The sequence below is a fragment of the Colwellia ponticola genome, from assembly GCF_005885605.1.
GTDB classification, from domain to species: domain Bacteria; phylum Pseudomonadota; class Gammaproteobacteria; order Enterobacterales; family Alteromonadaceae; genus Colwellia; species Colwellia ponticola.
This window is the reverse complement of sequence record NZ_SZVP01000004.1, coordinates 49748-62439: the sequence shown is the minus strand read 5'-3', so window position 1 is coordinate 62439 and position 12692 is coordinate 49748. Positions and strand designations below refer to the sequence as shown.

The 12692-nt window shown below is 39.7% G+C and carries 7 protein-coding genes; 5 read left to right on the top strand and 2 right to left on the bottom strand.

What is annotated here, in order from left to right:
* Positions 1-135 precede the first annotated feature (135 nt).
* Positions 136-2655 carry a VolA/Pla-1 family phospholipase gene (locus tag FCS21_RS06365; RefSeq protein ID WP_138621588.1) on the top strand — a complete coding sequence of 840 codons (2520 nt, stop codon included), beginning with the start codon at positions 136-138 and terminating at the stop codon, positions 2653-2655.
* 156 nt (positions 2656-2811) lie between these two features.
* On the top strand, positions 2812-3861 hold the full coding sequence (gene sohB, locus FCS21_RS06360) for a protease SohB (RefSeq protein ID WP_138621586.1): 1050 nt from the start codon (positions 2812-2814) through the stop codon (positions 3859-3861).
* 191 nt (positions 3862-4052) lie between these two features.
* Here the strand turns inward: sohB and FCS21_RS06355 are convergent, their stop codons facing one another.
* Positions 4053-5417 (bottom strand): dicarboxylate/amino acid:cation symporter, encoded by a 1365-nt coding sequence (locus tag FCS21_RS06355; protein ID WP_138621584.1) that lies wholly within the window; start codon positions 5415-5417, stop codon positions 4053-4055.
* 414 nt (positions 5418-5831) lie between these two features.
* On the opposite strand from FCS21_RS06355, the gene FCS21_RS17015 reads away from it, so the two are divergent.
* Complete coding sequence (locus tag FCS21_RS17015; protein WP_246047068.1) at positions 5832-7082, top strand: Ig-like domain-containing protein; 1251 nt, start codon at positions 5832-5834, stop codon at positions 7080-7082.
* Entirely contained in the window at positions 7018-8118 is a 1101-nt protein-coding gene (locus FCS21_RS17010) for a hypothetical protein (protein ID WP_246047067.1), read from the top strand. Before FCS21_RS17015 ends, FCS21_RS17010 begins: the two co-directional genes overlap by 65 nt.
* Before the next feature lie 149 nt (positions 8119-8267).
* On the opposite strand, the gene FCS21_RS06345 is transcribed toward FCS21_RS17010, so the two are convergent.
* Positions 8268-9374: an arginase family protein gene (locus tag FCS21_RS06345; protein WP_371287220.1), complete on the bottom strand. Its 1107-nt coding sequence runs from the start codon at positions 9372-9374 to the stop codon at positions 8268-8270.
* A 505-nt stretch (positions 9375-9879) separates the two neighbouring features.
* On the opposite strand from FCS21_RS06345, the gene topA reads away from it, so the two are divergent.
* Complete coding sequence (gene topA, locus FCS21_RS06340) at positions 9880-12606, top strand: type I DNA topoisomerase (RefSeq protein ID WP_138621580.1); 2727 nt, start codon at positions 9880-9882, stop codon at positions 12604-12606.
* Positions 12607-12692: the final 86 nt, after the last annotated feature.

Genomic DNA, 12692 nt, shown 5'->3' with positions numbered 1-12692 from the left:
AACTTACGATACCTTGCGGTAACTTTAACTGGTCTAATTAGTTATTCAAACATTAGTTTCAATGTTTTTTTGACTGTTAAAATAAAAATAATTTAAAAAACACATTATAAAAATGACGGCATTGGGGAATTAAATATGAAGAAGCTAGCTCTCAGTCTTGCGATTATCAGCGCACTTGGTTTAAGTGCTTGTGATACCGAGACCATCGAAGATGTACAACAAGAAGTGGTTGATAATGGTACAGCGATAACGCCTCTAGCCAGAGTTGTGTTTGATCCCGGTGCAGCTGAACCACGCTTATCTATTCCGAATGACTTGTTACTTTCAGGTACAACCGATGGCACATTAAATTTACCAGCTGAAAACTTAGTTGATGAAGATGGCAAAAAACTTCCTGTTGATTACCTTAATCCATCAGCAGCTATTGGCGCACTTGATGGTTGGTCTACGGTAAACCCGTTTAGCATCGAGGTTGATCTCCCTGAGGGAAGAGCGATCAATGAAGCGAGTGTATTTAACCCTAATGCAGTGCATGTATATGAAGTGCTTATGGCAGGTAATCAAAGTGATGCTGAATGCGCTGCTATAGATAGAGGCCCAGCATGTAAATTGGTTGGCGAATTAACCTTTGGTAAAGATTTTATTGCTAAAGTATCAGGTAATGATATTGCGATTGTACCATTAAAACCATTAAAGGCTAAAACGGCTTATGTTATTGCTTTAACCGATAACATTTTAGACAGTGATGGTAATGCTGTTGCCGGCTCTGTAACGTATAATCTAGTGAAACAAGACATTAGCACTCACCCATTAGCAACTCCAAGCCAATTACAATTACAAGGCTTAACTAACAGTTTTGAAAATGTTGCTGTAGCAGCAGGGCTGAATAAAGATAATATTATTTATTCATTTTCGATGACCACACAATCTATTGCAGACGTCTCTGAAGCGGTTAAGTCATTAATGTTGTCTGACATTCCAGGTACTAAACCAGTGTTATCTACAATCACCTCTATAGGGAAGAACGCTGCCACTGTGCTAGGTTTAGATGAAAATGATGGTGGTGCAGGCACTGTGGCAAGTTATGCTGATGTTGCTAAAGCGACTTTATCTGCCCCATATTACTTAGAAACACCTTATGCTGATGGTACGGCAGGTAGTTGTGACCTACTAGCTGAAAATAAAACTGAGGGTTGTCCAGATTTGTTTAGCCGCTGGCAAGCGAAGGGCGATAGTCCTGTAAGCGTGCTGGGTGCATTGGAGTCAGGTGTGTTGTCCAAGCAATCATTTGCTGAACAGGCTATTGCACAAGGTAAAGACCCAGCAGAGCTATTAGCTAACCCGGCAAAATTAGTTGGTTTAACTTTCACAGTTGACTCTGTAGCAGTAGATCAAACACGGCACCTAACTCAATATAACCCTTTGCCAAAAGTTAAATCTTATAAAAACGGTGCTAGCGCAATTGATGTAATTATCACTATGCCCGATGTAGCACGTATCAATGCAATTGCCATGCTTAAAAAAGGCTCTGCTTTAACTGAAGCAGAAAAGATGCATGTTCCTGCAGATGGCTGGCCGGTAATGATTTACTCGCATGGCATCACTGCTTATAAAGAAACGGTATTGGCTATTGCGGGTACATTAGCCAGCCAAGGTATCGCCACAATTGCTATCGATCATCCTTATCATGGTAGCCGAGGTATTGATTTTAATGCTGATGGCGTTTATGAAATAAGTGCAACAGAATCTCTTAAAGGGACAGATCCTGATTATGTAAATGCGACAGTAACCAGTTATATGAATTTACAAAGTCTATTAACAGCTAGGGATAATGTGCGCCAAAGTGAGGCTGATTTATTAGCGTTACGTTTAAGTTTAAACGATGAGGGTCAGTTAGATGCAACGAAAGTGAGCTTTTTAGGTCACTCTTTAGGTGCTATAACCGGTATTCCATTTACCGCATTGGCTAACTCAACAGTTGACTCTTATAAAGTAAACAGCGCTTCTTATGCTATGCCAGGTGGTGGTATTCCAGGGGTGCTACTTAACTCACCTTCTTTTGGTCCTGTGGTTAAAGCTGGTTTAACCTCAAGCCAAAGCTTTATTGATGTAGTTGAAAAAACAGCAGATAAAAAAGTTGAAGAGATGAGCAATGCTGAATATCAAGGCTATGTTGAAGCCATTTATCCCGCATTTGCCAGTGAATTTAACTTTGCTGCTCAAACGATTATTGACGCTGCAGACCCGATTAACTATGTATCTGCGTTAAGAGGCATAGAGACGCCAGTACATGTTATCGAGGTTGTTGGTGATGAACCATCAGGAACCAATAAAGCCGATCAGGTTATTGTTAACTCTGTCGCTAGTTTACCGTTAGTCGGTACAGAGCCATTAATTACAGGGCTTGGTTTATCAGCAGGTGTTAATACTCCGCAAGGAGATGGCACAACAGCGGTAAGCGCTGCGGTACGTTTTCTTAAAGGTCATCATAGCTCGTTATTAAGCCCTGCTGTTGTTGATGGTATTGCGGATGATGCAGCAGCTAACTTGGCAGTGACGGTTGAAATGCAAACACAAGTTGCTAGCTTTGCTAAATCAGGTGGTAAATATCTTTTGGTAGACGGTACAAAGAATATAGCCGAACCGATACAATAGTTTAGTAAAAATATTTTTATAGTAAAGCCCTCTTTGAGGGCTTTTTTTTGCCTCATTTTCTATACGCTAACATGGTTTTTAATCACTACAAATAGTGTAGAATTAGCAGCATTATTTTTTACCCTTATATTGATCATTATATCCTTTGGAGTTCTTTTGGAATTTTTATATGAATACGGCTTGTTTTTAGCAAAAGCCATTACTTTTGTCTTAGCGGTTATTGCTATTATTGTCGCCATTGCTGGTGCAGCCATGAAGCAGCAACACAAAAAAGGTGAACTTGATATTACCGACTTGTCAGAGCAGTTTATTGAAACGGAAGAAGATATTATTCATGCGTTATTGAGCAAAGAAGAATTTAAAGAAAAAGAAAAAGCCGATAAAAAAGCAGCCAAAGAGCAAGCTAAAGCCGACAAAAAAGCAGCAAAGTCGGGTGAAGAGAAAGAGCCTAATAAAGCACATGTCTTTGTCGTTGATTTTAACGGCAGTATTGATGCTAAAGAAGTGAGTTCTTTACGCGAAGAAGTATCAGCAATTTTATCAGTGGCCAAACCTGAGGATGAAGTGTTTGTCCGCTTAGAAAGTGGCGGCGGTATGGTACATGGCTATGGTTTAGCGTCTTCGCAGCTTGACCGTATTCGCCAGCATAATATTCCATTAACGGTATCGGTAGATAAAGTAGCGGCCAGTGGTGGTTATATGATGGCTTGTGTCGCCAATAATATTATTGCCGCACCTTTTGCTATTTTAGGCTCTATTGGTGTTATTGCTCAGGTGCCTAATTTTAATAAACTGCTAAAGAAACACGATATTGAATTTGAGCAATTTACCGCCGGTGAATTTAAACGCACCGTGACTATGTTTGGTGAAAATACGGAAAAAGGCAAAGAAAAGTTTATTGAAGAGTTAGAAGAAACTCACGTGTTATTTAAAAACTTTGTTAGTGAGCGCAGACCAAGTTTAGATATTGCTAAAGTGGCAACGGGTGAGCATTGGTTTGGTACAACGGCGTTAGCGCTTGGTCTAGTTGATAGCATTCAAACCAGTGATGATTATTTACAAGGTAAGAGTAAAAGCCATAAAGTGGTTGCTATTAAATATGAAATTAAAAAAGGCTTAGCTGAAAAATTCTCGAAAGCAGCGTCATTATCAGCGGAGAGTTTTTTAGGGAAGTTATTACAACGTAATAATGTTTTTCCAGGTTAGAGCCGCGTTAAAATCTTCTCCGAATATCGTTCCCATGCTCGGCGTGGGGACGATAATTTTTCTAGGCAAGCATCGACCTCAGTCATAGCAAGTGACATAGACAATTTAAGCCTATTAAAAAGCCTTGTTGAGTTAATCCGTTTGGTATTAACTCAACAAGGCTTTTTTGTTCGCAATAATTAACGATTACTTTATTTATTATTGTCTAGGTGCTTAAAATCAATATTTTCAATATTACTACCTGCTTGTGGGTCAAGATACATATCATGATCAAATTGATCTTCACTTTTAGCGACAACAATACTTACCATGCTATCACCAGTAACATTAACGGCAGTGCGGGTCATATCAAGTAATCTATCAACACCGATAATAAGCGCAATACCTTCAACAGGTAAACCAACTTGCTCTAACACCATCGCCAACATGATTAAGCCAACACCCGGTACGCCTGCTGTCCCTATAGACGCTAAGGTTGCGGTAAGCACTACGGTTAAGTAGTCAGCTAGTGTTAAATCTTGGCTAAATACTTGTGCTATAAACACAGTGGCAACACCTTGCATTATCGCAGTACCGTCCATGTTAATCGTCGCGCCAAGTGGCACGGTAAATGAGGCTATAGAGTTTTTTACGCCCATTTTTTTCGTTGCGGTTTCGAGCGTAACGGGAATAGTGGCATTAGAGCTAGCCGTTGAAAAAGCGAAAATAGCAGCATCACGCATTTTCTTTAAAAATATTTCAGGGTTTAAACCGGTTAATAGCTTTAAAATAACTGGGTAGGTTACTAACGCGTGAACAACCAAAACAAAAAATACTACTAAGAAGTACTCAATTAAATTACCAAAGGTGGTTAATGAGACTGTGGTAAATAAGGTAGCTAATAAAGCAAATACGCCATACGGGGCAATATTCATTAAAATAGTCACCAAGCGCATAATCACTTCACTTAAGTCTTCGAATAATAAAGCCACACGTTCGCCGGCTTTTCCGGATAGCGCAATAGCGATACCAAAGAGTAAAGCAAATACAATGACCTGTAGCATTTTTCCTTCGGCAAATGACTCGAACGGATTAGTCGGAAACATTTGAATGATAACTTGTGCTAAAGAGGGCGCTTCTCTGCCAGAGAAACTACTATTTGCAACCATATTGACGCCTTCACCGGGAGAGACAATTAAGGCAACAAAAATAGCAAAACTAATAGCAATAGCAGTAGTAGCAAGGTACAAACCTACTGCTTTACCGCCAATACGACCAAGTTTACTGGTGTCTTTTAACGAACACACGCCGCATACAAGTGACACAAAAACTAAGGGGACAACGAGCATACGTAAACTGGCCATAAAGACTTGGCCTATTACTTCTAGTATGCCTTCAACTAAAAAGCCTTTTAAAGAGAGCTCGATAGAGTAGAGACTGATAACTTTGTCAGTACCATTGGGCATAAGCCACTGTAAGAATGATCCTAATAAAATACCCGCAACCATACCGATAACAATTCGACTGGTTAAGCTGGCTTTCTTCTTTATAGGCAATGTATTTTTTTCAATTGTCATAGGGCTATATTACTTCAGCTGTAAATTAAGCGAGTATTATACATGTATACTCGCTCCACTTGAAGATGCACGATTCAGCTAGCGTTAGAAACGCTTTTAGGCAAGGCTGAGTAAATTATATTTTGCGTTATCTTTGTACTATAAGGAACACCTTTAATAAAAACTTGTCGTGGTTATGAACCCCTTAGACTCCCTTAAAGGAGCATCTTCAAGGAAAAGGGGTAAATAACACTGTGGAGCTTATACTTAAGGTTAGCAATAATATTCTAGAGTAACACTGCTCTGTTTTGCTTACATTTAGCCAATATACCGGGCTATAAAATGAAGAGTTATTTTTAATAAGCAGTACTTTTTTGTTAGTTATCAGTTAAAATGTGATTAAGTGTAATATATAAAAAGATACAGGGATGCTTTATGCCGCTACTTCAACGTTTACGTTTTACCATGTTATTCATGTTGTTAATGACATTGCTAGCATGTGGCGATGGTGAGGGAGACTTAACCGGAGGTATTAATGGCGGTACGCCTGAGTCAGAGACGACGCTTGCTATTGCAATATCTAACACTAATGTAACACCACAAAAACCTGCGACGATTATCGTTACCGTATTAAAAAATGGACAAGCTGTTACTGGTGAAGTGGTGACTTTTACCACGTCGCTTGGAAGCTTTTTACCTGAAATTGGTACGGCATTAACAGAGGAAGACGGTATTGCTAGTATTGTCTTAAATGGTGGCGTTATCTCAGGTGCAGGGTTAGTGACAGCAGGAGTCTCTTCAGGTGAAAGTGCTTCTATTGGCTTTACAACGCAAGCTCCTAGCGCAATAGTATTAAGAATGGGTAGTGGTAATCCATTTAATGAAGGCGTTATAGACATTAGTTTATCGCCTCTTTCTGCTGGAGGCACCAGTGTTATCTCTGCAAGTTTAGTTGACGAGCAAGGTCAATTGTATTCAGAGTCAGCTGAATTTACATTTACCTCGTTATGTTCTACGCAAGAGACCCTTACCGCAACATTAGATAGTCCAGTGGTTACTTCAAATGGTAAAGCTGAAAGTATTTACTTTGCCAAAGGTTGCGTTGGCGATGATCCCGTAACTGTAAACGCAGTTATTAACGGACAAAACCTCTCTGCTACAGGGACAATTAAGGTTTTGTCTGCGGATGTTGGGAGTATTCAATTTGTTTCAGCAACACCTGAACACATTGCTATTCAAGGAGCAGGTAACAATGAGCGACCTGAAAGTGCAACGGTAATTTTTAAGGTACTAGACACAAACAGTAATCCTGTAAGTAATAAAAATATCAGTTTTTTATTAAATAGTACTGTGGGTGGCATTGCGCTAAATCCGGTTAAGGCAACAACTAATAATGAAGGCTTAGTTCAAACCGTCGTCAACTCCGGAACTGTCGCTAGAACGGTAAGGGTAGTAGCTAGTGTAGATAACAGTAACCCTATAATTCAAACCCAATCGAGTGAATTAAAGGTATCTACAGGTATTCCGGATCAGGATAGCATAAGCCTTTCGGCAAGTAATTTGGCGCCAAGAGCGTGGGATCATGATGGGGTAGAAGTAACCCTTACCGCTAGATTAGCAGATGCTTTTAATAATCCCCCGCCAGCAACTGTTGTCTATTTCACCACAGAGGGGGGGCTCTATTGAAAGCTTAGGAAAAAGCTGTACTACCGGTGAAGATGGTTCATGTTCGGTTATTTGGCGTAGTCAATTTCCTCGCCCTGAAGGTCATGTGTTAGGCGATGTGAATAATCCTAACCAAGTGCCTACACTCCCTTTAGCTGACAATAAAGGTGTTATGGGGCAAAAGTATGGAGGTCGAGTGACTATTTTAGCAACCACCATTGGTGAAGAGTCCTTTCCTGATATTAATGGTAATGGCCGCTTTGATGTTTGTGAAGTGCCCGCATTTCTTGGGACGCCAGGTAAACCTTGTTTAGCAGATGGCAGTCTTGATGAGACCGCTGCAGATATTATTTATTCAGGCAATGATATTAGTGGCAAACCTTATGATATCGGGGAAGCTTACGCTGACTATAACGAAGATGGCGTGTTTAATAGCCAAGCTGGCTCTGAAATAGGTGGTGAATTAGAAGAGTTAGTCGATTTTAATCAAAATGCTGTATATGACACTAAAGACGGAAAGTATAATGGTATTTTGTGTGCTATCCCATCACATAGTGGTTGCGCTGAAAAAACATCATTAGATATTCAAGCGCAAATAGTCATTATAATGGCTGGAGATACACCGTATATATGTGTCGACTCATCTATTGATAATGGCTCTATAGCGCCTACAGATGAAGATAAATTTACAGACTATTTAGCAACAGATAAGAATTTTTGTTTGAATAAACAAGATGATACATTTATAACTAAGCAACATAGAGATAATGATAATAAATTGTTTTTAAGCCCTAAAGCATCGGGAACCGTGGTAATAACGATGGCTGATTTACATAATCAACCTATGCCAGCAGGGACTACGGTATCATTTAAATCATCCGTTGGCTCCGTTACATCAGGCTCCTCAGATTGGGAAGGTAATAAAAATGGCGGCGCCCAATTTTCTGCAACCATTAAAGCAGGGGAAAATGTGGAATCTGGCACGTTAGAGGTTATTTTAACGTTTGAAGATGATGACACAGTAACAGTTCCTGTTGCTGATATTTATATTCAATAATAATTGTATATAGTGCCTTTTTATTATGCCGATAATAACAAAAACGCCGCTAATTTAGCGGCGTTTTTGATTTTCCTTTGTTCTTTTGTGTAGTTCGCTCAGTTAATTCGTTAGATTAATCTGGTCAGTTAACTTAAATTAATTGAGCTTTATTTAGCCATTTCTTGAAGTAAAAAAGCTGAAATTTCAGCGCCCACGGTTAAGGTTTTTTCTTGGCCTACTAAGCCCTGACCACAACTATCAGTAAAAGGTGCTATTTCCATCATATCAGCACCAGTAATAGGGTATTTAGCAGCTAAAGCGCGTAATATCTCCATCGCATCTTCTGGCATTAAACCGTCAGGCTCAGGTGTACCAGTAGCGCAAGCGAAGCTAGCGTCAATGGCGTCTATATCAAAGCTGACATAAAGCTCATCAATATTTTCATGGTCTAATTGACTAAAAATATTGGCTATTGTTTGAGTTATGCCTTGTGCTTTAATATCTTTTGCCCAATGCTGGCGCACACCAAAAGTGTTTTCCCAATGACTTTGTGGCTTACCACTTGAGCGAATACCTATTTGAATTAAATGATGTTTCTCAGCTAGGTCATCTAAAATATGAGTACACCATGAGCCAAAACATAAATCGATGCCCAAGCGCTCTACTAATAAATCAGTGTGGGCATCAAAGTGTATTATCGCGGCACGTTTACCTTGTTGTTTTTTAGCTTGCAGGTAAGCTTTCGTTAACGGATAACTGACACTGTGATCACCGCCAATACCAAAAATACCTTTGTCAGGAAATTGAGCGTAGAAATCATGTAAAACATCTTCGGTAATACTAAGCGGGCTAACCGCATAGTGACTTTTTTCATCTTGGTATAAGGCTTTTTTACAGTTAGCAAGCGTCGCTTCATTTAAATATTTATCAGACAATAAATGCGGTATAACGCGAACATCGCCTAGGTCAAAGGCGCTTAACTCAGGATACTTTGTGAGTAATGTTGAACGTAAAAATAATGGCCCCCAATTAGCACCACGTAAAATGCCACCACCACAATCTGATGCTACGCCTAAAATAACGGCTTTAGATGCTTCTGGTAACTGCTTTAACGAAGCTTTCCATAAATTTTCAACGTCAACTACTTGTCCAAAAATAGCTTGGTGTAATTGCTCTTTACGCTCTTTAGCGGTATTTACCGTAAATACACCATTACCCGGCGGGCATAAACAGTTGCTGAGCTTGTTATAAAATGTCGATGTCATTGTGGTTATGTACTCTCTATATACGCTATTTATTGAGGAAGAAGCTCCCTTTTACTTTTACTATTTAAATGTTTTTAACATTATACTCTTATGTTTTACCGTAAAGTCGATTATGATTGCCGCTAAACGCAAGCGATATATGCTCAAATACAGACTAAACAAGACTAAATGTACACTAAGCGCGCAATAATATTAATTGTGCTTATTATAGCTAAAACCAGTAACAGGGTGAATAGCATTCGCTGTGAAGTACAATAATTACTTGTCAGTTTGCATATTTATAGATATACCTATAAATAGTTATGCAAATAATCATTGTAAATAACATGTTTTTATCGCTAACCGAGTCATAAAAAAGTACGCTCGCACTTTTTTGACAACACTGGTTTTACTCGTTATCTGGTCTATTTTAACCAGTAGACATGATCAAATAATGCGTGAACTGAGTATTACATTAGCGCTTGAATAAAAAGGCAAAAAATAATTTGCCTTTATCGAAGGATTATAAATTTTTATGGCAAAATCACTAGTTATTGTCGAATCGCCAGCCAAAGCGAAAACAATTAATAAATATCTGGGTAAAGACTTTATTGTAAAGTCGAGTGTTGGTCATGTACGTGATCTTCCGCACAGTAGTACCGGCAAAAAAGTGGCTGCTAAATCTCCTGCAGAGGTGCGTAAAATGGCACCGGAAGCAAAAGCTAAATACAAAGCCAAACGTGACAAGCAAGCACTGATTAATCGCATGGGTATTGACCCGGATAAAAACTGGGCTGCTAATTATCAAATACTACCCGGTAAAGAAAAAGTGGTGGCAGAGCTTAAAAAATTAGCCGATAAAGCCGATATTGTTTATCTCGCAACCGATTTGGATCGCGAGGGAGAGGCGATTGCTTGGCATTTAAAAGAAATTATTGGTGGCGAAGATGAAAAGTTTCGCCGCGTGGTTTTTAATGAAATAACCGAAAGCTCTATTCAACAAGCGTTTGCTACACCAGGAGAGTTGAGTATGCCGGGCGTTAATGCCCAGCAAGCAAGGCGTTTTCTTGACCGTGTTGTTGGCTTTATGGTTAGCCCACTATTATGGAAAAAAGTAGCCCGTGGCTTATCTGCTGGTCGTGTTCAATCGGTTGCAGTAAAGTTAGTGGTTGAAAAAGAGCGTGAAATCAAAGCATTTGATCCTAAAGAATTTTGGGAAATTGCTGTAGATACGCATGCATCTACAGGGGAGTTACTTACGCTTGATGTTACCCATGAAAATGGTAAAGCGTTCAAACCCGCTACTGAAAAAGAAACTAATGCTGCGTTAGCACTATTAAAACCAGCTGACTATGCGGTCAGTAAACGTGAAGATAGACCGTCAAAAAGTACGCCGTCTGCACCCTTTATTACCTCGACATTACAACAAGCTGCGAGTACTAAATTAGGCTATGGTGTTAAACGCACTATGGGCTTAGCTCAGCGTCTATATGAAGCCGGTCATATAACCTATATGCGTACCGACTCAACTAATTTAAGTAAAGACGCGGTACAAATGTGCCGTGACTATATTAGCAAAAGTTTTGGCGACAATTACCTGCCTGAAAAGCCCAAAACATATGGCTCTAAAGCAGGAGCTCAAGAGGCGCATGAAGCCATACGCCCATCCAATGTTAAGCTTGAAGCCGCCTTTCTTGAGGGGATTGAACCTGATGCTAAAAAACTTTATGAGTTAATTTGGCGTCAATTTGTTGCTTGTCAAATGACGGCTGCTCGTTATACTGTCAGTACATTAACGATTAGTGCAGCTAGCTTTGACTTAAAAGCGAAAGGGCGCGTAATGCAGTTTGATGGCTGGACTATTGTTCATCCACAGCTTAGTAAAGGTGACGACACCCACTTACCTGATTTAAAAGTAGGTGAGAAATTAACCTTAGATGAAATTAAACCAAGCCAGCATTTTACTAAACCACCGGCGCGTTTTGGTGAAGCATCACTAGTAAAAGAGTTAGAAAAACGCTCTATCGGTAGACCGTCAACTTACGCGTCAATCATTTCAACCATTCAAGACCGTGGTTATGTTCGCTTAGATAAAAAGCGTTTCTATGCGGAAAAAATGGGTGAAATTGTCACTAATAGTTTATCGGGCAGCTTTGAAGACTTGATGAGTTACGAGTTTACCTCGAACATGGAACAAGAGCTTGATGAAATAGCGGGTGGCACTGCCGACTGGAAAGCTGTTTTAGATGAGTTTTATAAAAACTTCACTAAACAGTTGTCTAACGCTGATCAGCCATCAGAAGATGGTGGTATGCAAACTAATGAACCAGTGTTAACCGATATAGATTGTCCTACTTGTAATCGTAAAATGGGCATTCGAACCGCACAAACTGGTGTGTTTTTAGGTTGCTCTGGTTATGCTTTACCGCCAAAAGAGCGTTGTACCAAAACGATGAACTTAACCGCGGGTGAAGAAGCAGTAAGCGTTTTAGCAGAAGATACTGAAACTGAAGCACTAATGGCGATGCGCCGTTGTGAAAAGTGTGGCACAGCAATGGACAGCTATCTTATTGATGAAACGCGTAAGTTACATGTTTGTGGTAATAATCCTGTTTGTGATGGCATTGAAGTTGAAAAAGGCGAATTTAAAATTAAAGGCTATGATGGTCCAATTTTAGAATGTGATCGCTGTGAATCACCAATGGAATTAAAATCTGGCCGTTTTGGTAAGTACTTTGACTGTACTAATGACGAGTGTAAAAACACCCGTAAGTTATTAGCTAATGGTGAAGCTGCGCCGCCAAAAGAAGATCCGGTGCAATTGCCTGAGCTTGAATGTGAAAAATCTGATGCGTACTTTGTGCTGCGTGATGGTGCTGCAGGTATATTTTTAGCTGCACATACTTTTCCTCGTTCAAGAGAAACACGTGCCCCGAAAGTAGCAGAGTTACAACGTTTTAGAGACCGTATCTCAGAAAAGTTCTATTACTTAGCTGATGCACCCGCAGAAGATCCCGAAGGTAATCTATCGGTAGTGCGTTACAGTCGTAAAACCAAAGAGCAATACGTAATGACTGAAATACCTACTGAAGAGGGTAAACCTAAAGCAACAGGTTGGACAGCTAAATATATTGACGGTAAATGGGTTGAAGATATCCCTAAACCGAAAAAGAAAGTCGCTAAAAAAACGGCAGCAAAGAACGCGGCCACTAAAAAGCCTGCAGCAAAGAAAGCAAAAGAAGATAAGTCAGTTGAAGAATAGCTGATGAGTAATAGCTAAGCTGGTCAACATTTTTGTTACCAGCTCTACTGTCTTTATCACTTAAATAAAAATAGATACCCAAGGGT